Here is a 22,703-nt window from a genome sequence, read left to right on the forward strand (position 1 = left end):
AAACCAGTCCAACTTTCGGGGGCTAGTTCAGAACAGGTGGGGCGTTTGCGCAGGTTAGGGGTTACAGACTAGCCAGCCCGCACAGGCATTAACCCTCGTCTTCAACGGCGCCGAGCGACGTAATGACCAGCCCCGGAGCATCAGCCACGCCAGCACTGTCAGCGCCAGCGCCAGCACCACCGCTGCGGTCAATGTCCACGCGCACCGTGTCACCATCGCGCACCTCGCCGGCCAGCAGCTTCTTGGCCAGCTGGTCGCCGATCGCCTTCTGGATCAGGCGGCGTAGCGGCCGGGCGCCGTAGGCAGGATCGTAGCCGTGCTCGGCCAGCCACGACTGGGCGTCATCAGTAACATCCAGGATCAAACGACGGGCCGCAAGGCGCTCTGCCAGATCGCCCACCTGGATAGACACGATGGACTTCAGCTGTTCGGCAGACAGCGGGTCGAAGATCAGCACGTCGTCCAGTCGGTTGATGAACTCCGGCTTGAAGGCACGCTTCACGGCCTCCATGACCTCCTCGTCCGTGCCGCCGGCGCCGAGGTTAGAGGTCAGGATCAGGATCGTGTTGCGGAAGTCCACGGTCCGGCCCTGGCCATCGGTCAGGCGACCCTCGTCCAGCACCTGCAGCAGCACGTCGAACACGTCCGGGTGAGCCTTTTCCACCTCGTCGAACAGCACCACCGTGTAGGGGCGGCGCCGCACGGCCTCGGTCAGCTGACCACCGGCGTCATAGCCGACGTATCCCGGAGGGGCACCGACCAGGCGGGCGACGGAGTGCTTCTCGCCGTACTCCGACATGTCGATGCGCACCATCGCGGTCTCGTCGTCGAAGAGGAAGTCGGCCAGGGCCTTCGCCAGCTCCGTCTTACCCACGCCAGTCGGGCCTAGGAACAGGAAGGAACCAGTCGGGCGGTTCGGGTCCGCCACGCCGGCGCGCGCACGGCGCACCGCATCGGACACGGCATCGACCGCACTGTTCTGGCCAACCACACGGCCACCCAGTACTAGCTCCATGTTCAGCAGCTTCTCGGTCTCACCCTGCAGCATCTTGCCCGCGGGCACGCCGGTCCAGGCGGAAACCACGTCGGCGATAGTGTCCGGCGTGACCTCCTCTGTCAGCATCATGCCTTCTTGCTGCTCAGCTACGGTCTCCTCGGCCTCGGCCAGCTTCTTCTCCACGTCCGGGATATGTCCGTAGCGCAACTCGGCGACCTTGGCGAAGTCGCCCTCGCGCTCGGCGATCTCAGACTCGCGGCGCAGGTTATCCAGCTCTTCCTTCAGCTCGCGCAGGCTGTCAATGCTGCCCTTCTCGTTCTCCCAGCGGGCGGTCAGGCCGGCCAGCTTCTCCTTCTCGTCGGCCAGCTCGCTGCGCAGGCGCTCGAGACGGTCCTTCGAGGCAGCGTCGGTCTCCTTCTCCAGCGCCATCTCCTCAATCTCGAGGCGGCGGACGACACGCTCCACGTTGTCGATCTCCTCGGGGCGCGAGTCGATCTCCATGCGCAGACGGGAAGCAGCCTCGTCCACCAGGTCGATGGCCTTATCCGGCAGGAAGCGGCTGGTGATGTAACGATCCGACAGGGTCGCGGCCGCCACCAGCGCGGAGTCCTGGATGCGCACGCCGTGGTGCACCTCGTAGCGCTCCTTCAGGCCACGCAGAATACCGATGGTGTCCTCCGCCGTCGGCTCGCCGACATAAACCTGCTGGAAGCGGCGCTCCAGCGCGGCATCCTTTTCGATGTACTTGCGGTACTCGTCTAGGGTGGTCGCGCCGACCAGTCGCAGTTCACCGCGGGCCAGTAGCGGCTTGATCATGTTGCCGGCGTCCATGGCGGAGTCCCCGCCCGCACCGGCACCGACGATGGTGTGCAGCTCGTCGATGAAGGTAACAACTTCGCCCTCGGCCTCCTTAATCTCGTCCAGCACAGCCTTCAGCCGTTCCTCGAATTCGCCGCGGTATTTCGCGCCGGCGACCATGGAGCCCAGGTCCAGGCTGATTAGCTTCTTGCCGCGCAGGGACTCGGGCACATCGCCAGCGACGATGCGGCGGGCCAGGCCTTCGACGATTGCGGTTTTTCCGACGCCAGGCTCGCCAATGAGCACAGGGTTGTTCTTCGTGCGACGGGAGAGCACCTGGACGACTCGCCGGATCTCCTGATCACGTCCGATCACTGGGTCAATCTTGCCTTCGCGGGCGCGTGCAGTCAGGTCAGTGGAGTACTTCTCCAGTGCCTGGAACTGGCCTTCCGGCTCCTCGGTGGTGACCTTTCGGTTGCCGCGAACGGATTCGAAAGCTCCACGGATGGCCTCGAAGGTGGCGCCTGCCTCGTGCATCACCTTGGCCGCGTCGGAGTTGCCCTTGGCAATACCGGCCAGCAGAACCTCGGTGGAAACGTAGGTATCGCCCAGCTGTTCTGCCAGCTCCTGGGCGGCGGTCAGCGCGTTCAGCGCGTCGCGGTTGAACTGCGGGTTTGCCATCTCGCTACCGGTGGCCTGCGGGTATCCGGCGACCAGGTTCTTGGCCTTAGCCGCGATTGTCTGCGGCTCCACGCCTGCGGCCTGCAGCACTGGCAGAGCAATGGAATCTTCCTGCTCCAGCAGCGCAACGAGCAGGTGCGCCGGTCGAATGTCCGGGTTGCCCTTGGCGGAGGCATCCTGGAGTGCAGCCTGCATTGCAGACTGGGTCATTGTGGTGGGGTTGAAGCTCGTCATTTCTACATCTACCTCCTACGGCTTCATGCCGGTCGCGGTTGCACGCTCCCGACTTTACTTGAGTACACCTGACTCAACCACCACAACCTTGAGTCTATTCCGCTCAATTTACGTATATGAGTGTGATTTACCCCACAAGTTCACCCCCGATCTACTTTTCTCGACGAAAACTATCGCCTTTTGAATGCTTTAAAGGTTAGATGAAACTTATCCAAATCGGGAACAGATTACCTATATCCGTAAAACGCATCCGTAACGAGAAGGTGATAGGGACCATGCTCCGACTCCACAAAAACCGCCCCACCCGCCGGGTCGCCTCCGCCATCGCGACAGTTGCCATGACGGCCGCCCTGCCCGGCGCGCTCACCGCCTGCTCCAGCTCCTCCGCTGAACCTTACGCCCCCGGCAGCACTGCGGAGCTAAAGATGGCGGATAGCTATTCGCTCACCCACCCCGTCGGCACAGGTGGCACTCAACCCTTCCTCGACCAGTTGGAAAAAGACCCTTCCGTGGACGTCGAGTATTACGCCTCCGGGCAGATGGGCAAGCAGGCCGACATCCCCTCCGTCGTACGCAGCGGCGTGGTCGACATGGCGGTCATCTCCCCCTCCTACGTCAGCTCCAGCTTCCCGCTCAGCAGCGTGGGCGACCTTCCGGGGTTCAGCTCCGATGCATGCGTGACCGCCTACGCACTTCGCGACCTGGTGAAACCAGGGGGCGTCCTCTATGAAGAAGAGCTCGAGCCCATGAAGTTCATGCCGCTCTGGACCGGTTCCATCCCCGGCTACGAGGCCATGACGGCCGGCCAAGACCCGTCGCACCCGAACAACTTCCAGGGCGCAGTGCTCCGCTCCACCGGCGGCGCCCTTGACCGCGTGATCGACGAGATCGGCGCCGCAGGCGTGAGCATGCCCATCGGCGACATGTACGAGGCAATGGCTCGCGGCACCGTCGAAGGCACGCTCGCCAGCCCGATCTCCATCACCCCCTACGGGCTGGAGGACGTGGTCCACGCCAGCACCTACGGCGCCCAGCAGGGCAACTTCACCTTCTTCTACGGCATCAACCTGGATACCTGGAACCGGCTGAACGACCAGCAGAAGAAGGCGCTGACCGACGCGGCGGACAAGTCCCAGCAGTCCGTCTGCGAAGAGCTCAACGCAGCACGCGAAAAGTCGGTGCAGAAGATGAAGGATGCCGGCGTGCGCTTCTACGACGTCACCGACGGCGAAACGGCGAAGGAGTGGGAGGACATCTCCCAGCCCGTCCTGGACAAGTGGATCGAGGTTGCCGAATCCAAGGGGCACCCCGCCCAGCGGGTCGTCGACGACTTCGAGGACGCGCTGAAGCGCCATGCGGATCGCGCGGGTGCGGGCGTCACCGACCCGAAGGCCCGAGCGGAAGCAAAGAAGGAGCAATCATGACCAGCAGCAACTTCATTCGCGTCGGCCACCACGGCACCGCCGAACGCAGCACATACGGCTATCGCACCGAGGACCACCCGGGCTTCGACAAGGTCCAAAACGCGGTCTCCGCAGTGTGCGCCTGGATCGCGGGCGCAGCCATCCTCGGGCTGGCGCTGGTCACGTTGGCGGAGATCGTAGCGCGCGAGTTCTTCGGCGCTCCCCTGGGCTGGAACATCTCCGTCACCGAACGCTACCTACTGCCAATCACCGCGTTTTTCGGGCTAGTCACCACATACCGCACCGGCACGCACATCGCCGTGGAGTCGCTGTTCAGCAAGTTCGCGCCCAAAGTGCAGAAGACCATTCTGCTGCTGATCCACCTGGCCGTGGTGATCTCCATGATCTTCGTCTTCATCGGCGGGTGGAACGAAACCTACATGGCGTTCTCCCTGGGCCACGCCACTCTGCCCGGTATGGCTGACCTGGCCACTCCCGACTGGACCTACCGCGTGATCGTGCCCATCGCCGCCGCCCTGTGCGCGTTCGTCGCCGCTCTGGATTTTGTGCGCGAAGTGATCACCCCGTGGGATCGCCCCTACACCGACTACGACCCCGGCGAGGAAGAGGTTTAAACCATGCTTGCGCTTACTATCGTTGTGCTGCTGGTCGCGCTGATTATCCTGCGCGTCCCCGTCAGCTTCGCCATCTTCGGCACGGCCACGATCGGCCTGATCGCCCTCGGCGGAGTCGAGCTGGCCATCGCCACCATGGAAACCTCGCCGTTCGCGGCCGTGCGTTCCAACTCTCTATCCGCCGTGCCGCTGTTTATCCTGATGGCGCAGCTGATGCTGATGTCGGGTCTTTTGGATTCTGTTTTTGACGCCGCTAAGGCGCTCGTCGGCCGCATCCCCGGAGGCACTGCCATCGCCTCCGTCGGCGCAGGCACCGCGTTCGCGGCTGTCTCGGGATCGTCCACCGCCGCCGCGGCCACGCTGGCGCAGACGTCCTCCACCCGCATGATCGAGGAGGGCTACCACAAAGGCACCGCCACTGGCCTGGTTGCAGTGGTCGGCACGCTGGCGGCAATGATCCCGCCGTCGATCATCCTGGTCTTCTACGCAATCACCGCGGAGGCTCCCGTGGGCGACGTGCTGGTCGCGGGCTTCTTCCCCGGCCTGGTTGTCGCTATGGGCCTGGTGCTGGTGATGTACATCGGCTTCCTGAAGGATCGCTCCCGCGCCCCGCAGGGCGAGTCGGTTCCTTTCAAGGAAAAGGGCATGCAGCTGCTGAAGTCTTCCCCGCTGCTGCTGATCTTCCTGGCGGTGGTCGGATCCATCTTCACCGGCATCGCCACGCCCACGGAGGCCGCCGCCCTGGGCGTGCTGGCCGCGCTGATCCTGGTGATCGCGAAGGGCCGCTGGGACACCAGGAAGTTCGGCGAAACTGTGCTGGAGACAGTGAAGACCACCGGCATGATCTTCGCCATCATCATGTCCGCGCACGTGCTGGGGCACTTCCTCACCGAAACGCGCGTCACTCCGAAGCTGGTCAGCGCCATCGGCGAGTCCTCCCTGCACCCGCTAGTAATCATGGCTCTGATCGGCGCGGTGTACCTGATCCTGGGGTTCTTCATGGACCAGATCGCCATCATCGCCCTGACCGTGCCGGTGACCCTGCCTATCGTCGAAGCACTGGGTTACGATCCCGTCTGGTTCGGCATCTTCATCGTCCTGCTGGCGGAGACCGGAATGGTCACCCCGCCCATGGGCCTGAACGTGTTCGTCGTCTCCAAGGCCGTGCGCATCAACCCGATGATTGTGTTCAAGGGAGCATTCCCCTATGTCGTGATCATGCTGGTCATCGCCCTGGCCTTCCTACTGTGGCCCCAGCTGGTGCTGTGGATGCCGGAGTTAGCCGCTTAAGCTGGCCCGTGCCCATCGGGTATGGGGTTCCTTTCTAAAGCGCTGGGGACCGCCTAATGCTCAAAACCTGTTCAACCTGCAGAGCATCCATTAGCGTTTAGTCCATGCACAAGGATCGCTACATTATCCTGCAAGCATCCACATTCACCGAAGAGAATGTGGATCCCGACCTCTTTTTCGACCGGTTTCGCTGGGCCGAATTATCCCTGGGTTTTTCCTACACCGGCGATTCCGACGGAAAGGTAATCCCTCTTAGCCTTTGGGAAATTAATGATGCTACCCACGACACTATTGAAGATCTGCAGACTATTCGCGCACACTTAACCGTGCGATCGAAAGAGGATCGCTTCCCTCTTCGCCCGTTATTTGCCGTGTGGGACTCCGCATTGCCAAGTTCCGCGCTCTCAGCTCTCCACTCCATCAGTATGAGCGCGATTTCCGACTTCGGCCTACCTTCAGTTTCCGATATCGAAGCTATCTCCGCTTGCGAGCGAAGCGTCAACGCATATGAACAGGACGAACCTTGGGCCAGCTCCGTCAAATCGCTCGAACAGACCATCTCTCGTCACCACATGAAGCAACGAGGGAAGATCACCGCATTCTCCGGTGGAAAAGAGGTTTCCAAGGAGGCGTACTACGCGGAAAGCTTTCGCCCCGCACTAATCTCCAGCGCCTTTGAAACCATCTTGCACGCCCTCCCCCAGGGAGAGGACTGGCGAATCACCGCCACTTCTTCAACGACGAACTCAGCTTAAGCTGCTAACGGTTCCAGCGGGCGCTGTGGCGTCTTAAAACCTCAATAATCCGATCCGCGTCGCGCGCGATCTGCTCGGTCGAGGCAATGACGGACACCGAGGCCACCGCCACTCCCTGGCTCTCGACGCGCACGGCCACACCATCCGCGCCGTTCAAGGCCACGCCGGGGGCCACGCATTCGCCGGTCGCGCGCATGTCTGGGTACCAACGCTGGAACTTATTGATGGTCTCCTGCGAGCTCTCGGACGCAGCCAGAATCCCCCAGACTTGCTCGTGCCCCAGACCGGAGAGGATCGCCCATCCCGCCGATGTCTCGAGCGGCGGGCGCTGCAAACGGTTCTGCGCCAGATACTCGAACTCGGGGTCCGACAGCGCATAGTCGAGGTAGTAGACATTGTCGCCTACCAATGACGCCAACACGGCGATATAGCCTGTCTCTTCCACCACGTCTTCCAGCATCTCGTGGGTGACCTGATCCACGGGGCGGCTACCGGCGAGGGTGCTTAGCAGGTACGGGGCCAGCCCCAGTCGGAAGGCCTTGTCCCGTTCTTCCAGGTATCCGGCCGCGACCAGGCCATTCACCAGGGATTGGGTGGAACTTACTGGCGCGCCAATGGCCTTGGAAATATCCGTGAGCCCGCGCGGCTGCGGGTTGCGCGCCACGAACTCCAGGATGTCCGCGATACGGTCGACAGTGCGGTGGTGGGACCTACCGGGCTGCTGGTCGATGGGAAAGGGGAACCGCGGCGCGGACTCGGGGTGGGGCGCGTCGGGCATTGGGGGGTTCCTTTCGGCTTGGGGCGGCAAAGCTAACCAGAACGATAGCCGAAAAAATTAGTTTCGCTACTGAACGTCACAACTCCAAGCCATCAGAATCCTGTGGTTGCCGCTTCTTACAAAATTCGGCGTGCAGTGGATCTTCCTCGTTTAGGGGCGGACGCCTTACACATTCTCGAACGCCGTCAACGTGTTCATTTAAGCTATCCGAAATACGTGCCCATAGTGGATCGATAATAAAATCAATGCCAGCACGCCGGGCATGCTTCGCCGCAGGCACAAAATCACTGTCTCCTGAAATCATTATTATCTGTGTGACAATGCCCCGTTCTGCCATGGTGGCTATATCGAGACCGATCCTCATATCCACGCCTTTTTGGATGATATCCAGATAGAAATCCTCAAGCCGTAGATCATCGACGCTGATCGTGCCACGGCATAACTTCTTCAAAGGCGCGGACTTCAACATGTAGCCGTTTTGCGTCTCTAATTCTTCACCTCGCCGGAGAGCAACTTTGCGTTTTTTGACAATTCCTCCCCTTCACTAATCCCCCAGGAGCATGAAAGCCTTAGTCATCGGCGCTCTCCTGATCAATGGAGGGTCAACGGCTAAGGCTGATGGCTCTGATTCTAGTCAGCCCCACGACATACGCAACCCCTAACGCGCGCGCCTTCCCATGCGGGGCATGAAAGAATTTTCGCAAAAGCCTTTCGGAACGAAACAACTTCCCCTACACTCAATGGTACGCAAATCAGTATATCACTACCTATATACGTAAGGAAACGACTGGCATGACTTCCTCTCCGCTTGACCTCACCTCCTTCAACAGCCTGCTCTCCGATGAAGAGCGCATGTTGCAAGAAGCCATGGCGGACTTCGCCAACAAATCCCTCAAGCCCAACGTGCAAGAGTGGTTCGACAACGGCACCCTGCCCGCCAAGGAGCTCGGCCCGCAGTTCGGGCAGCTCGGCGCACTGGGCATGCACCTGGAAGGCTACGAGTGCCCCGGCGCCTCCGCCGTCGCCTACGGCCTGGCCTGCATGGAGATCGAGGCCGTGGATTCCGGCCTGCGCTCCTTCGTTTCCGTCCAGGGTTCCCTGGCCATGTTCGCCATTCACCACTGGGGCTCCGAGGAGCAGAAGGAAAAGTACCTGCCGAAGATGGCCGCCGGCGAGTACCTGGGCTGCTTCGGCCTAACGGAGCCCGATGCCGGTTCCGACCCGGCGTCCATGAAGACGCGCGCAACCCGCGACGGCGACGAGTGGGTCCTCAACGGCACCAAGATGTGGATCACCAACTCCCCTGTCGCCGACGTGGCCGTCGTCTGGGCCCGCACCGAGGATGGCTTCGCCGGCTTCATCCTGGAAAAGGGCATGGAGGGCTTCACCGCCCCGGAGATCCACAAGAAGCTCTCGCTGCGCGCCTCCATCACCGGCGAGATCGTGCTGGATAACTGCCGCGTGCCGGATTCCCAGCGCTTGCCGAAGATCGACACCCTCCGCGGCCCGCTGACCTGCCTGAACGAAGCCCGCTACGGCATCATCTGGGGCGCCCTGGGCGCAGCCCGCGACAGCCTGGAAACCGCCATCGAGTACACCGAGACCCGCGAGGTATTCGGCAAGTCTCTGTCCAGCTACCAGCTCACCCAGGCGAAGCTGGCCAACATGTCCGTCGAGCTCAACAAGTCCGTCCTGCTGGCCCTGCAGCTCGGCCGCCTGAAGGATAAGGGCGAGCTCGCCCCGCACCAGGTCTCCGTCGGCAAGCTGAACTCCACCCGCGTCGCCCTGGAGATCGCCCGCGAGTGCCGCACCCTGCTGGGCGCTTCCGGCATCACTCTGGAGTACTCGCCGCTGCGCCACGCCAACAACCTGGAGTCCGTGCTGACCTACGAAGGCACCGCCGAGATGCACCAGCTGATCATCGGCCAGGCCCTCACCGGCAAGGGCGCATTCCGCTAAGCCCTGCGCTCCCAAACCCAGCCCCCACCCCAACCCAACCTTCCCCAACCAGAAAGGAACCTATGGGTCCCCTCGAAGGCATCGTCGTGGCCGATTTCTCCCGCGTCCTCGCCGGCCCCTACGCGACCATGATGCTGGCGGACATGGGCGCGCAGGTCATCAAGATCGAGCGTCCGGGCGTCGGCGACGACACTCGCTCGTGGGCACCGCCCGTCAACGCGCAGGGCATGTCCACCTACTTCGCCGGCGTAAACCGCAACAAGAAGTCGGTGGAGATCGACCTCTCCACCGACGAGGGCCGCGAGCAGGCCCGCCGCATCGCGGAGGAAGCCGACATCCTGGTGGAGAACTTCCGCCCCGGCACGATGCAGCGCATGGGTCTGGACTACGAAACGCTCCGCCAGCACAACGAGGGGCTGATCTACGCCTCCCTCTCCGGCTTCGGCTCCGGCAAGGGCGCAGACATCGGCGGCTACGACCTAATGGTGCAGGCCGTCGGCGGCCTCATGTCCATCAACGGCGAGGAGGGCCACCCCGTCAAGGTCGGCGTGGCGCTGGTGGATGTCCTCACCGGCCTGCACATGGGCATGGGCATCCTCGCCGCCCTGCATTCCCGTACCTCCTCCGGCAAAGGCCAGCACATCGAGATCAACCTGCTGCACACCCTGCTGTCCTCCCTGGCCAACCAGGCCAGCGCGTTCGTCGGTGCGGGCGTCATCGGCAAGGCGATGGGCAACACTCACCCTTCCATCGCCCCCTACCAGGTCTTTAAGACCCAGGAGGGCGACCTCGCCATCGCCGCGGGCAACGACTCGCTGTACCACCGGACCTGTCGGGTGCTGGGGCTCGAGGAGTTTATTGATGACGCCCGCTTCGCCACCAACAGCGACCGTGTCGCTCACCGTGCCGAGTTGGCGGAGATCATCGAAGGTGCGTTGTCTAAGGCCAGTGCCCAGGAGTGGTTCCAGAAGCTACGCGCTGCCGGGGTTCCCGCCGGCCCGGTGAACAACATCAAGCAGGCCTTCGAGTTCGCAGAATCCTTAGGCCTGGATCCCATCGTCGAGGTCGAGGGCATGCGCAGCGTCCGCAACCCGATCAACTTCTCCGATACCCCAATCGAGTACCACACTGCCCCGCAACAGCTCGGCAATCCTGCTTTCCAATAGGGGAGTTCCAATTCACAGGTTCGGGTGCGACAATGAGGAACAACCGACCGGCCCCTCACCCGGTTGCCTCAGCCCGCCCCTGTAGAACCCCCTGTAGAACAAGGAGACTTCGAGTCCGTGGCACGCCACTCTTCGTCCGACGACTACACCTTCGCAGAGTTACTCGCACTCGTCGAAGAACACCGCCACGACCTGGTCCAGCTCACTCGCGCGAAGTTGCACGCGATGGATCTCAAGCCCATGCCCGTGCACTTTCCGCACGTCGCGGGCGCCGAGTACACCAACCCCACCCCGGATTTCTCCCAGACGATGGAGCTGGACGAGGCCTATCTGGACCGCACCATCCGCTTCGTCCTGCGAGGCATCACCCACGGCGGCGAGTTCGCCTCCGACCAGGCCGAGTTCCTGGTCGCTACCGGCAGGGATTTCCGCAAGTTCGGCGTGGGTTCCAAGCACTATGAGGCGCTAGAGTCCGCGTTGGTGGAGGCTGTTGGGGAGCATATTGGCGTCACAAAAAAGCTCAGCGACACAATCAACCTCGGATGTAGCCTGCTTGCCTACGGTGCGCTCGAGGACGAGGAGGCCGACGTGCCTGCGACCTCGGCCGCGCAGGTGCTCGAGGTGCTTCATCCTTGTGACGCCATCGCGGTGATCCGCGCGCAGATGGATCCGCCATTGCCGTATTGGTCCGGCCAGCATGTGGAGGTCCGCACCCCGCACACTCCGCAGCTGTGGCGGGCGCTTTCCCCGGCGATTCCTTTCAACGAGGACGGTCTGGTGGAGTTCCACGTCCGCGCCGTCGGGCCGTTTTCCCGCGCGATCGTGGAGGGCTCCCAGCCCGGCGAGCAGTGGGTGGTGGCCAATCCATATGGCGACCTGCAGATTTCCGGCGAGAAGCCGGTGGTGATGGTGGCCGGGTCCACGGGTCTGGCGCCGGTGCGGGCGATCCTTCTGGACCTGATCCAGTCGGAGGAGCGCCCGCCGATGGTGCAACTGTTCTTCGGCGCGCAGAACCCGGACGAGCTCTACGAGTGGAAGGGCCTGGTGGGCTTCGAGGATGCCTTCGATTGGCTGGATTTGTACCTGGTGGTGCAGGAAGATGCGCCCGCCCCGGAGGACTTCGAGGCCTACACGGCGCGCGGCCTGGTGGGGGATGTGGCCGCCGAGCGCGGTTCGTGGCGCGATGCCGAGGTGCTTATCACGGGTGGACCGGAGATGAAGCGCCACACCGTGGAGGCTTTCCTCCGCGCTGGTGCGGACCGCGAGCAGCTGCGTTTCGACGTGCCTAACTAATTCAGCTACTTCAGCTGCTGAGCTTCCTCCACGTCACCGACCAGATCGACCCCCACGCCGAGCTCACGGTCGGTGTGGTGGCCTTCCAGTACGGGCAGGTTCTTGCGAACCTTGTCCACGTAGTTCGGATCGATGTCGATGGTCAGCACCTGGGCGGCGTAGCCGGTCTCCGCCAGCCGGGCGCCGTTCGGGCCGATCGCCACGGAGTGGCCGATGCCGGTGGGGCCATCCGCAGTGCCGTAGCGCTCCGGAGAGCCCGGGCGTGCCATGCCCGCAGCGATCAGGTAGCTGGCGGAATCCAGCGCGCGGGCCGCGGTGAGTTCGCGCCACTGCTCCAGCTTGCCCGGGCCATCAGCCCAGCTGGAGGGCACAACCATCACCTTCGCGCCCGCGGCTGCCATCGCCACGAAGTGGCCGGGGAAGCGAATGTCGTAGCAGGTGGCCAGGCCCACGCCCACGCCGCCGACGTCGATGACTACCCGGCGCTTACCCGGCTTGACGGTATCGGATTCGCGGTAGCCGAAGGCATCGTAGGTGTGGATCTTGTCGTAGTGCGTCACGTAGTCCGGCCCGGCGACCAGCAGGGTGTTGTTCACGCGGCGGAACTGGTTGGCCTCCGGGGAGTCGCTGGGTTGTTCCTCTACCAGCTGCCCACTCGGGGTGCGGTAGACCGTGTCGGCCGGGGTGAACATGCCGACGACGGCGGTGGTGCCGTGCTTCTTGGCCGTGTCGATAATCGCCTGGGCAAACGGCCCATCCAGCGGTTGGGCGACGGTATCCAGCCGCCCGCTATCGAAGGGGAACATGGCCGCCTCGGGGAAAACGACCAGGTCGGCACCATTTGCCGCGCCGGACGCGATGTACTTCAGGATGCGAGCCAGGTTGGCTTCCACGTCCGGTTCGGCCTTCATCTGGATGACAGCGATACGCATACAGTCCACCCTAGCGACATTGCCGACATCGCGCCCCCTTTTGGCAGCGCCGCGATGGCCGCCCTGTGGATAAAGCTGAGTTATCCACAGCCCCGAAAAGTTTTTCTTTTTTGACGCCCCTAGCCTCCCTACACTCACTCCCAGAAAGCAGGTCGCGATCTCCAGGGGGGTAAGCACGTGAACTATTCGACGATGGGATTTTTGGACTATCTGGACACAATGGCGCTGGATACAACAGCAGTCCACGGGCGCTGCGAGGTGATTAACGAGGACGGAGTGCAGTGCGCCTCGGCTGGCTATTCGGTCGCCAATGCATCGGCACCGGACATTCCGGGCGGCGCCACCACGCGGGCCATCGATACGGCCGCCGACAGGCTCCACGCAGCATTCACGGGTTTCGGCCGCCAGCTGTCGAACATGGGCCGCACCATCGGCGTGTACGCCGACAACGTAACCACCGCCGACACCGACGGCTCAGATGCCTTCGCGGGGGCCAGCCGATGATCAGTACAGTCGCCGGCAGCACAGTCACCGTAGACACCCTAAAAGGCGCAAACGTAGAGGCTCTGCACTCCGCCGCCGATCTCTTCACCCGCAATGGCGAGAAGACATCCCGCCACGCGGCGGACGCCCGGGAGCAGGCCAAGTGGGGCGCTGACTGGTCCGGGCAAGCCGCGGACGCCGCCGGTCATGCCACCGATTCCGCCGCAAACCAGCTGGATACCGCCGGTTTCAGCAGCAGCACCATCGGGCAGCTGGCGGGCACCCACGCCGACGTGCTGGGGCCCACCCGGTCGGTGGTGCGCACGACCGTGGGGTTGGCCCGCGGGGCATTAATGTCGGTGCACCAGGACGGGGAGGTCTCCGCCCGCCACTTAGCTCTCATCCCCGGCATTGGCGAGGCCGCGCAGAACCTGGCGCTGGTGCTGACCAATATTCTGCGCGGGGCTCTCCAGCTGGCGAGTGTGCTGGATCGGGTTTCCGGCACCGCAATCTCCGCGATCAGTGGCACGGTCGCGCCACCCCGAAGTGATGTTGGGGTCGGTGAGGTCGAGGGGGCGTCATCAATAAAGGGCCCACAGAACCTGCCTCCGGTACAGAGGGTCGATACGCCGCACGGGCCGGTGGTGACGGTGGGTGATGTCGAGAACGCCGACGAGGTAATCACGCTGGTCAGCGGCGTGGGTTCGAGCAATGCGGACGCACTAACGCGCACCGAGGCGTGGGCGCGGGCAACGGCTGCGGATGCGGCGGTGCACGGCAGGAACGTGGCGGTGGTGGCGTGGCATGGCTACTCGGCTCCGGGGGATCTGCCCGGCGCGATCTCCCGGGCGCCGGCGAAGGAGGGTGCCACCGCGCTGCGGGAGCATCAGCGCCAGCTGCGTGAGCGAAACCCTGACGCAAAGCTGCAGGTGGTGGGCTATAGCTACGGTTCGGTCGTGGTCGGGGAGGCCGCAGCGAAAGGCAGCGAGGGGCTCATCGCCGACGAGGTGCGCTTCTGGGGCAGTCCCGGCGTACACGCACAGCATGCCGAGGATCTGAAGCTAATTGCACCGCCGGATGGGCCGTCGGATGGGCGCAGTAGCCACGGCCAGGTCATCAACGAGCACGTGCCCGGCGACATGATCCGACTGGCCACCACCCCGGGCTTTGGGGTGCACGGCAAGGATCCGGCGTCGCCAGACTTTGCCCCTAACTCCAACAGCTGGAGCAGCTACGGCTGGGGCCGAATCTTGGACCTCTACCTCATGAGCCGTGGGGAGACCGACGCCCACAGTTCCTACATGTGGTCCCCGGAGGTGAATGTGCAAAATTAGGGTGCGCACTCCATCTCCAGCAGCGCCCGCTTGGTTTCCACGCCACCCCGGTACTCGCCGAGGCTCCCGTCGCTGCGGATCACCCGGTGGCAGGGGTAAAGGATCGGCAGCGGGTTGCGCGCACACGCCGAGGCCGCGGCACGCACGGCACGCGGATTGCCCGCCAGAGCCGCCAGCTGGGCGTATGTAATGGTCTCCCCATACGGAATCTGCGCCAGAGCCTGCGTTGCCCGGCGCCGGAAGGGAGTGGTCACTCCACTGAAGTCCACGGGCACGGTGAACTCCCGCCGCTCCCCCGCGAGGTACTCCCCCAGTTGCCTCGCAGCCTCCTCCAAATGCTGGGCGGCCGCGCCCTCGGCAGGTGGCAATTCTCGCCCCTGCCACTCAGCCGCGCCACTGCCCTGCCGCAAGTGTGCAAACTCTATGGCCACCAATCCCCGCTCCGTGGCCAGTGCCAACAGCTCGTTTCCGGGGAAGACCTCAGACTTCAGTGCATCAAACTTCAGCGCATCAAACTTGAGCACTGCCCCGCCTACCTGCCCTGCCACTAGCCTTCGCCGCCCAGCTCGCCCGTCAGGCGCGTATGGAAGGCCGAGGAGAACTCGTTCATCCCCACAAACTCCACCGTCTTCCCACGCTGCCGGTACTTGTTCTCAATGGTGTCCAGCGCAGCCACCGAAGAAGCGTCCCAAATGTTGGACTTCGAGAAATCAATAACAACCCGATCTGGGTCCTGCGCGTACTCAAACTGCGTGGTGAGGTCGTTGCTAGATGCAAACAGCAACTGCCCCTCGACCGTGTAGCGAACCAAAGCTGCGGCGTCATCAACCTCGCGACGCACATCAATCAGGTGGGCCACACGGCGCACGAACATCACACTGGCCATCATCACGCCTACCACCACGCCGATCGCCAGGTTATGGGTGGCCACAACCACCACAACGATGAGCACCATCACGAAGGTTTCGCTCTTCGGCATCCGCTTCAACGTCGACGGCTTAATCGAGTGCCAGTCGAAAGTGCCCACAGAAACCATCACCATCACCGCAACCAGCGCCGCCATCGGAATGATCGCCACGATGTCCCCCAGCACCAGCAGCAGGAAGAGCAAGAAAACGCCGGCCATGAAGGTAGAAATGCGAGTCCTCGCGCCCGACGCCTTCACGTTGATCATTGTCTGGCCGATCATCGCGCAACCGCCCATTCCGCCGAAAAAGCCGGAAGCAATGTTTGCAATACCCTGGCCGAAACTCTCGCGGGTCTTGTTGGAGTGGGTATCGGTGATCTCGTCCACCAGCTTCGCCGTCATCAGAGACTCCATCAGCCCCACCAGCGCCATCGCGAAAGCTACGGGCGCGATGATCTGCAGCGTCTCCAACGTCCACGGCACCTGGGGGATGAACAGCTCCGGCAGGTTGCGTGGCAGCTCACCCTTGTCGCCCACCGTCGGCACGGAAATGGAACAGACCACCACCAGCACCGTGACGACCACGATGGAAACCAGCGGCGCCGGAATGGCCGTAGTTAACTTCGGGAAGAACACCAGCAGCAAGATCCCCAGCGCCACCAGCGGGTAGACCAGCCAAGGCACATTAATGAGCTCCGGGATCTGCGCGGAGAAGATCAAGATGGCCAGGGAGTTTACGAACCCGACCATCACGCTCCGCGGGATGAAACGCATCAGCTTCGCCACCCCCAGAACCGCCAGCACGATCTGGAACACGCCCGCCAACAACACGGTGGCGATCAGGTAGTCCATGCCGTAGTTCCGGGCAATCGGTGCGACCACCAGCGCCACCGCACCCGTCGCTGCGGAGATCATCGCCGGGCGACCGCCGACAAAGGCAATTGTTACCGCCATGATGAAAGCCGAGAAAAGCCCTACCTTCGGATCCACGCCCGCGATAACGGCAAAAGAGATCGCCTCCGGGATCAGCGCCAGCCCCACCACCAGCCCAGCGAGCATCTCCCGGACCAAGATCCGCGGGGTCGTCAGCGCTACTTTCACCGACGGGTCCGGCCGATAACGCTCCGGATCTTCTTTGCTCCTTATTACTGCAGCCGACAAACCAGGCACCCCTCTTAATCGCGTCAGAACAATCATTGTTATACCGGCTTTACTTTCCGCCCCGCCAGCCCAGCCCCGCCAGCCCAGCCCTCACCCAGCTAGTTGATACATCAACTATCTTCACGTACGCTAAAACCATGAAAGCCTTCGGATTCCTCAGCTTCGGCCACTATTCCCTCAACCCCCAGCCCACGCATCCGCACATGCTCAGCGCCCGCGACATGCTGCACCAGTCGATCGAGCTCGCAGTAGAAGCCGACCGCCTGGGTGTAAACGGCGCCTACTTCCGCGTCCACCACTTCGCACCCCAGCAGGCCGCCCCCATGCCCTTGCTTTCCGCAATCGCCGCCCGCACCAAGAACATCGAGGTCGGCACCGGCGTGATCGACATGCGCTACGAAAACCCCCTTCACCTCGCCGAAGAGTCCGCCGCACTGGACCTCATCGCCGACGGCCGCATCGCCCTCGGCGTTTCCCGCGGAGCCCCCGAGGCCGTCGAACGCGGCTGGGAGGCCTTCGGCCACACCGGCTCCACCGACCCCCGTGGCGCCGACATCGCCCGCGAGCACTTCCTGCGCTACCTAGCCGCCATCCGCGGGGTAGGCATGGCTACTGCCCCCTCGGCAGAGAAGCAATACCCTCACATGTACCAGCCCGGCGCCTCCATCCCCGTACTCCCGCACTCCCCCAACCTGGACCGCCGCGTCTGGTGGGGCGCGGGCACGCGCGAAACGGCCAAGTGGGCGGGGCAGGTGGGCGTCAACCTCATGAGCTCCACCCTCCTCACCGAGAGCAACGGCGACAGCTTCGGCGACCTGCAGGCACAGCAGCTCCAAGTCTTCAAGGAGTCCTTCGCCAGCAGCGGGCACGGCTGGACCCCGCGCACCTCCGTCTCCCGCAGCATCTTCCCCATCACCAGCGCCGAGGACCGGGCGATCGTCGGCACCCACGGCATGAGCCGCGACCACTTCGGCGTGATCGACGGCTACCGCTCCACCTTCGGCCGAACCTATATTGGTGAACCCGACAAGCTCGTCGAGGATCTTCTTAATGACGCCGCAGTGGCCGAGGCCGACACGCTGATGCTCACTATCCCGAATCAGCTGGGCGTAGAGGCCAATGTTCGCCTGCTGAAGAACTTCGCCACGCACGTCGCGCCTGCACTGGGTTGGGAGCCGAGCACTGCCGAGCACAACTAGCGAGAGCTAGCACCACAAAACCACAACAGGTTGGCCTAACCAACGGGCACGTTGTACGGTACTAACCGTGAATATCTCTAATAATGGGGATACCCCATCTACTCAGGGGGCTGCCGAGGTTTATCACCCGCAGGCCTCCACTGCTGAAGTGCTGGTCAAGGACGACCCACGCACCGTCCGCATGGGCACGCTCGTCAGCCTGATCATCGGCTCCACCGTCGGCGCCGGCATCTTCGCGCTGCCGCAGAACATCGCGTCTGTCGCCTCGCCGGGTGCTGCGCTGATCGGCTGGGGCATCACCGGCGTGGGCATGCTGTGCATCGCCTACGTCTTCCAGGCCCTGGCGCTGCGCAAACCGCACCTGGATTCCGGCGTGTATTCCTACGTGCGCGCCGGCCTGGGCGACTTCGTGGGCTTCGCCTCCGCGTGGGGCTACTGGCTGGGCACCATCATCGCCCAGGTGGGCTACGCTACGCTGTTTTTCGGCTCGCTGGGCTTCTTCTTCCCCATTTTCGGCGGCGATCACCCGCTGGTGCAGTCGATCTGCGTATCGGCGCTTACCTGGGGAATCTTCCTGGTTCTTTCCCGCGGCGTGCGCCAAGCGGCGATCATGAACGTCATCACCACAGTGGCGAAGATCCTGCCAATCCTGGCGTTCCTAGTGCTGGTGGCCTTCGTCGGCTTCAACACGGACGTCTTTACCTCCGACTTCTGGGGCCGCGCCGCCACCTTCGGCGAGAACCAGGACCAGGCGCTTTCCCTCGGCGACCAAGTCAAGGGCATGATGCTGTTCACCGTGTGGGCCTTCATCGGCGTGGAGGGCGCCTCCACCTACTCGAAGCGCGCACGCCACCGCAAGGACGTCTCCCTGGCCACCTTCCTGGGGTTCGTCTCCGTGTTCTTCCTGCTCACCGCCGTGAGCTTCCTGTCCTTCGGTGTGGTCTCCCGCGAGGAGCTCGCCGCAATGGGTGATAACTCCATGGGCACCGTCCTGGAGCACGTCGTCGGCCCGTGGGGCGCTGGCCTGATCTCCGTCGGCCTGTGCATCTCTGTGCTGGGCGCCTACGTCTCCTGGCAGATGCTGTGTGCCGAGCCGATCACCCTGATGGCCCAGGACGGGCTGCTGCCGAAGGCCGTGGGACGCACCAACGACATGGGCGCCCCGTACGTCTCGCAGTTCCTCTCCGCTGTGGTTATCCAGGCGTTTATCATCGTCTTCTACCTGAACGAATCCACCTACACCACGATGGTGCAGCTGGCTACATCCCTGTACCTGGTGCCTTACGTATTCTCCAGCCTGTACCTGCTGTTCCTGGCCACCCGTGGCCATGGATTCAAGCACCCGGACGCGGGCTCGAAGTTCGACATCTCCGGCCCGGAGGTCAGCAAGAAGACCAACCGCGGGCACCTGCTCATCAGTGCCGTGGCTTTCGGCTACTCCCTCTGGCTGTTGTACGCCGCCGAGCTGCAGTTCGTCCTGCTCGGCACGCTACTGATCGTGCCCGGCCTGGTGGTCTACGTCGCCACCCGCATCAAGGCCGGCGGGCGCGTATTCAACGCCTTCGAGTGGGTCATCAGCGCCCTCGTCGTGGCCTCCGCCATCGCGGCGCTGTACCTCATCGTCACCGGCCAGATCAGCCTCTAGCTACCGCCGCTGTAGTTAGCGCGAGCTACCGCCGCTTCTGCCGGTCCCACAGAACCACAGAGGTAGAACGCGGGACGTGCACAATCTCACCCCGCGAGCGCCCTCCCGCGCCCTCGCCCCGTTCCACACGGGCTTGCATCTCCGCCAAGCGGCGGCGCAGTGCCGCGTTTTCCTCTTCCAGCTCGTCCAGCCGGTTCTGCTGGGCAATGATCGTCTTGATGCCTGCCAGGTTCACGCCCTCCTCGTGGGAGAGGCGCTGGATCTCCTGCAGCTGCTCAATGTCCTCGCGCGAGTAGCGGCGGCCGCCGCCGCTGGTGCGTTGGGGCGTCACCAAACCCATCCGGTCGTAAGTGCGCAGCGTTTGGGCGTGCATTCCGGTGATCCGCGCGGCGACGGAAATCACGAAAACCTCGCGCTCGCCGCCGTTCTTGCCTTTACTCATCAGTTACCCTCCCATCCTTCGCGGGGGTCGAATCCGGAGCGCTTCTCCTCTTCCGAGTACTTGCGCAGGGCACTCATCGCACCCTCGTCCAGGTTCTTCGGCACGGCCACCTTCACGGTCACCAGCAGATCTCCGCTAGCGCCGTTGCGCTTGTTCACACCGTGGCCACGCACGCGCAGCGTGGTGCCATCCTGCGTGCCGGCAGGGATGCGCACCCGCACCTTGGAGGCCAGGGTCGGCACCGTCACCGCTCCGCCGAGCACCAGCTCGGGGTAGCTCACCGGCACGGTCAGTTTCAGGTCGTCGCCGTCGCGGCTGAACACCTTGTCGGGCTTCACGTGCACCGTCACGAACAGGTCGCCAGCCGGCTTACCGCGCTGCCCCGCCGAGCCCTGCCCGGCCAGGCGCACCTTTTGCCCGTCGACCACGCCTGCAGGCACGCGCACGGTAATCGTGCGGGACTGGGTAGTCCGCCCCGTGCCGGAGCAATCCGGGCACTTGTCCTTAATCACCGAGCCAGTGCCGGAACAGTCCGCGCACGGGCGGGAGAACCCGAAGGTTCCCCTGTTCTCGCTGACCATGCCGCTGCCGCTACAGGTGCCACAGTTCTGCGGCGAGGTGCCCGCCTTAGCGCCGGAGCCGTGACAGCTTTCGCACGGTTCGGGCTTGGTCAGGCGGATCGGCACGGTCACACCCTTGGTGGCCTCGCGGAATTCGAGGGTCAGCTCCGTCTCCACGTCCGCCCCGCGGCTGCGCTGGGTGCGGCGTCCAGCCCGACCACCCCGGCCACCGAAGCGGCTGCGGGAGGCGCCAGCGGTCGGATCATCGCCGAAGAGTCCGCCGAAGACATCACCGAATCCGCCACTGGTGGCGTCATTTCCAAAAAGATCAGAGACATTAAAGCCGCCGGCACCGCCAAAGCCAGTACCACCTGCACCGCCAAAGCTCGAGTAGGCTCCGCTAGCAAGCATCTGCTTCAGCTCGTCGTACTCCGCGCGCTTTTCCTTGTCCCCCACCACGCTGTACGCTTCGGAAGCCTTCTTGAACCGCTCCTCCGCCGCTGTGTCTCCCGGGTTCGCGTCCGGGTGATTCTCGCGGGCGATCTTGCGATAAGCTTTCTTGATCTCCTCTGCCGATGCGGTGGAGGACACGCCGAGGTCTTTGTAATAATCCTTCTCGGCCCATTCACTGTGCGCCATGTGTCGCTCCTTCCTTCTTGCGCTGTGTTTACTGCGCTTAGTTACTGCGCTGTTCACGCGGGGTATCAATACTCAACCTTGAGTCTACCGCGCTGAACTTTCGTTATCTAATCTTCTTTAACGACGCCCCCACGTATTTATTCCCTCCCCACATCACTTCGGGCCTTGCAGCGTGCATTGCTGGAGACTTGCCAGCCCGAAACTAGCTAGGGTGGGGGTCATGGCACCTAAGAAGCGCAACTGGTTTAGCCGACTCTTCGGCTCGCATGACGCATCGCACGACACCCCACACAGCACCGCACCCGCACCCAATTCGCCAGCAAGCCCCAGCGCGCCGCTTGCAGAGCCCGGCCCGCAGGACCCTCCGGTGCCGCTGCCCCGCCTGGATCTGCACCAATCCACGGCGCTGATTCGGCAGATCGTGCAAGCGCTCAACGAACTGGGCTACGGCGCAACCCCCACGCCCGAGGTCGTGTACTACAGCAAGCCCGAACACATTCAGAAGCCGCTGAGCTACCCGGGCCCCACGCCCGGCCCCTATGGCGGGCGACTCCCCGCGCCGGACTATGGCGAGGGCTCGCAACTGGGGCTCGAGAACATCACTAAGCAGTGCGCCAATGCCGAGGATTTCGGTCGGGATATGCCTGTGCTGGTAGAGCATTTCGTCAATAGTCTGCTCGGGCCGGCTGCCAGCTCGGAGCGGGATTTGCTTTCACTTCCGGATGCGGAGTTCTACTCCCGTTTGCGGGCGCGCCTAATGGCGATCGATCTTCTGCCGGAGCAGTCGCGGGCGGATGCGCTAGAGTTCAACCCGGATTCGCCAATTCGACCCTATTCGGATGACCTGTGCATCAACCTGGTTCTGGATACGCCAAACTCCGTTTTGGCGCTGAGCCCAGGTTCGCTGAACAATCGCGGTCCGATTGAGGACTTGTTCCGGATTGGCTACCGCAACCTGTGGCAGGAGCTGATCGATTCCGGCCTGGATGTGCAGCCTGTTCGAGCGAGCGAAGACCGCCCCAACGAGCGCTTCTGGGCGATCGAAAGCGGCTCTTACTATGCGGGATCAGTACCCCTGCTCATGAACGAGATCCTCGAGCGCTACCTGCCGCAGATCGATCCCAGCGAAGGACTTGTTTTTTCCACGCCGCATCGCCACATCACCCTGGTTCGAGAGATGAGCGAAGGCACCGACATGCTGGGCTCCGTCAAGATGATGGCGGCCGTGACCGCCCAGGAGTTCTCGCGGCAGGCGGGCGCGCTGAGCCCACGCCTGATGTTTTCGCACATGGCTGAGATCACCACGTTCACCGACATCAAGGCGAAAGGTGACGGCAGGGCGGAGATCGACATCCAGCCCCCGGCGTACCTCATGGAGAGGATCAACCAGGGCAAGCGCTAGAACGGCGGCG

General features: G+C 63.4%; 20 protein-coding genes. 12 read left to right on the forward strand and 8 right to left on the reverse strand.

All coding sequences use genetic code 11. The features are described 5' to 3' along the window. Positions 1-88: 88 nt before the first annotated feature. A complete protein-coding gene (gene clpB / locus HMPREF3166_RS06670; RefSeq protein ID WP_049050157.1) occupies positions 89-2,710 on the reverse strand; it encodes an ATP-dependent chaperone ClpB in 2,622 nt (873 codons plus the stop codon). A 275-nt stretch (positions 2,711-2,985) separates the two neighbouring features. On the opposite strand from clpB, the gene dctP reads away from it, so the two are divergent. From dctP to HMPREF3166_RS06690, 4 genes are all read left to right on the forward strand, one after another. Further along, positions 2,986-4,134: a TRAP transporter substrate-binding protein gene (gene dctP / locus HMPREF3166_RS06675; protein ID WP_070488329.1), complete on the forward strand. Its 1,149-nt coding sequence runs from the start codon at positions 2,986-2,988 to the stop codon at positions 4,132-4,134. Further along, positions 4,131-4,748, forward strand: a complete 618-nt coding sequence (locus HMPREF3166_RS06680) for a TRAP transporter small permease (RefSeq protein WP_070488331.1) — start codon at positions 4,131-4,133, stop codon at positions 4,746-4,748. The genes dctP and HMPREF3166_RS06680 overlap by 4 nt, the downstream gene beginning before the upstream one ends. A 3-nt stretch (positions 4,749-4,751) precedes the next feature. Continuing rightward, the gene (locus HMPREF3166_RS06685) at positions 4,752-6,038 is read left to right on the forward strand and encodes a TRAP transporter large permease (protein ID WP_070488333.1); all 1,287 of its coding nucleotides are present in this window, start codon (positions 4,752-4,754) and stop codon (positions 6,036-6,038) included. 104 nt (positions 6,039-6,142) lie between these two features. Beyond that, positions 6,143-6,793: a hypothetical protein gene (locus tag HMPREF3166_RS06690; RefSeq protein ID WP_070488335.1), complete on the forward strand. Its 651-nt coding sequence runs from the start codon at positions 6,143-6,145 to the stop codon at positions 6,791-6,793. Between the two features lie 4 nt (positions 6,794-6,797). On the opposite strand, the gene HMPREF3166_RS06695 is transcribed toward HMPREF3166_RS06690, so the two are convergent. Both HMPREF3166_RS06695 and HMPREF3166_RS06700 read right to left on the reverse strand, forming a co-directional pair. Then, positions 6,798-7,571, reverse strand: coding sequence for an IclR family transcriptional regulator (locus tag HMPREF3166_RS06695; protein ID WP_070488337.1), 774 nt, complete (start codon positions 7,569-7,571; stop codon positions 6,798-6,800). A gap of 76 nt (positions 7,572-7,647) precedes the next feature. Beyond that, positions 7,648-8,040, reverse strand: coding sequence for an NYN domain-containing protein (locus HMPREF3166_RS06700; protein WP_210383930.1), 393 nt, complete (start codon positions 8,038-8,040; stop codon positions 7,648-7,650). 323 nt (positions 8,041-8,363) lie between these two features. On the opposite strand from HMPREF3166_RS06700, the gene HMPREF3166_RS06705 reads away from it, so the two are divergent. The 3 genes from HMPREF3166_RS06705 (at position 8,364) to HMPREF3166_RS06715 (ending at position 11,989) form a co-directional block, all read left to right on the forward strand. Beyond that, a complete protein-coding gene (locus HMPREF3166_RS06705) occupies positions 8,364-9,530 on the forward strand; it encodes an acyl-CoA dehydrogenase family protein (RefSeq protein ID WP_034986721.1) in 1,167 nt (388 codons plus the stop codon). 62 nt (positions 9,531-9,592) lie between these two features. Further along, entirely contained in the window at positions 9,593-10,696 is a 1,104-nt protein-coding gene (locus HMPREF3166_RS06710; RefSeq protein ID WP_035004894.1) for a CaiB/BaiF CoA transferase family protein, read from the forward strand. A gap of 117 nt (positions 10,697-10,813) precedes the next feature. Beyond that, positions 10,814-11,989: an FAD-binding oxidoreductase gene (locus HMPREF3166_RS06715; RefSeq protein ID WP_246816956.1), complete on the forward strand. Its 1,176-nt coding sequence runs from the start codon at positions 10,814-10,816 to the stop codon at positions 11,987-11,989. Between the two features lie 5 nt (positions 11,990-11,994). Here the strand turns inward: HMPREF3166_RS06715 and HMPREF3166_RS06720 are convergent, their stop codons facing one another. Further along, positions 11,995-12,921: a carbon-nitrogen hydrolase family protein gene (locus HMPREF3166_RS06720; RefSeq protein ID WP_035004896.1), complete on the reverse strand. Its 927-nt coding sequence runs from the start codon at positions 12,919-12,921 to the stop codon at positions 11,995-11,997. A 192-nt stretch (positions 12,922-13,113) separates the two neighbouring features. Between HMPREF3166_RS06720 and HMPREF3166_RS06725 the strand changes: the two genes are divergently transcribed. Both HMPREF3166_RS06725 and HMPREF3166_RS06730 read left to right on the forward strand, forming a co-directional pair. Further along, positions 13,114-13,425 (forward strand): hypothetical protein, encoded by a 312-nt coding sequence (locus HMPREF3166_RS06725; protein ID WP_070488449.1) that lies wholly within the window; start codon positions 13,114-13,116, stop codon positions 13,423-13,425. Then, on the forward strand, positions 13,422-14,738 hold the full coding sequence (locus tag HMPREF3166_RS06730) for an alpha/beta hydrolase (RefSeq protein WP_070488341.1): 1,317 nt from the start codon (positions 13,422-13,424) through the stop codon (positions 14,736-14,738). Before HMPREF3166_RS06725 ends, HMPREF3166_RS06730 begins: the two co-directional genes overlap by 4 nt. Here the strand turns inward: HMPREF3166_RS06730 and HMPREF3166_RS06735 are convergent. Then, a complete protein-coding gene (locus HMPREF3166_RS06735) occupies positions 14,735-15,262 on the reverse strand; it encodes a methylated-DNA--[protein]-cysteine S-methyltransferase (protein WP_246816957.1) in 528 nt (175 codons plus the stop codon). The genes HMPREF3166_RS06730 and HMPREF3166_RS06735 overlap by 4 nt on opposite strands. 23 nt (positions 15,263-15,285) lie before the next feature. Beyond that, a complete protein-coding gene (locus tag HMPREF3166_RS06740) occupies positions 15,286-16,704 on the reverse strand; it encodes a SulP family inorganic anion transporter (RefSeq protein WP_371327267.1) in 1,419 nt (472 codons plus the stop codon). A 239-nt stretch (positions 16,705-16,943) separates the two neighbouring features. On the opposite strand from HMPREF3166_RS06740, the gene HMPREF3166_RS06745 reads away from it, so the two are divergent. Both HMPREF3166_RS06745 and HMPREF3166_RS06750 read left to right on the forward strand, forming a co-directional pair. Next, positions 16,944-18,005 (forward strand): LLM class flavin-dependent oxidoreductase, encoded by a 1,062-nt coding sequence (locus tag HMPREF3166_RS06745; RefSeq protein WP_070488347.1) that lies wholly within the window; start codon positions 16,944-16,946, stop codon positions 18,003-18,005. Positions 18,006-18,153: 148 nt separating this feature from the next. Continuing rightward, a complete protein-coding gene (locus HMPREF3166_RS06750; RefSeq protein WP_035004901.1) occupies positions 18,154-19,650 on the forward strand; it encodes an amino acid permease in 1,497 nt (498 codons plus the stop codon). Positions 19,651-19,675: 25 nt separating this feature from the next. On the opposite strand, the gene HMPREF3166_RS06755 is transcribed toward HMPREF3166_RS06750, so the two are convergent. Then, positions 19,676-20,092, reverse strand: a complete 417-nt coding sequence (locus HMPREF3166_RS06755; RefSeq protein ID WP_070488348.1) for a heat shock protein transcriptional repressor HspR — start codon at positions 20,090-20,092, stop codon at positions 19,676-19,678. Beyond that, positions 20,092-21,291: a molecular chaperone DnaJ gene (dnaJ, locus tag HMPREF3166_RS06760; protein ID WP_070488350.1), complete on the reverse strand. Its 1,200-nt coding sequence runs from the start codon at positions 21,289-21,291 to the stop codon at positions 20,092-20,094. The genes HMPREF3166_RS06755 and dnaJ overlap by 1 nt, the downstream gene beginning before the upstream one ends. A 220-nt stretch (positions 21,292-21,511) precedes the next feature. Here dnaJ and HMPREF3166_RS06765 point away from each other — a divergent pair, with 220 nt between their 5' ends. Then, positions 21,512-22,693: a hypothetical protein gene (locus HMPREF3166_RS06765; protein ID WP_049050177.1), complete on the forward strand. Its 1,182-nt coding sequence runs from the start codon at positions 21,512-21,514 to the stop codon at positions 22,691-22,693. Positions 22,694-22,703 lie beyond the last annotated feature (10 nt).

It is taken from the genome of Corynebacterium sp. HMSC08A12, from assembly GCF_001807485.1.
GTDB lineage: Bacteria > Actinomycetota > Actinomycetes > Mycobacteriales > Mycobacteriaceae > Corynebacterium > Corynebacterium evansiae.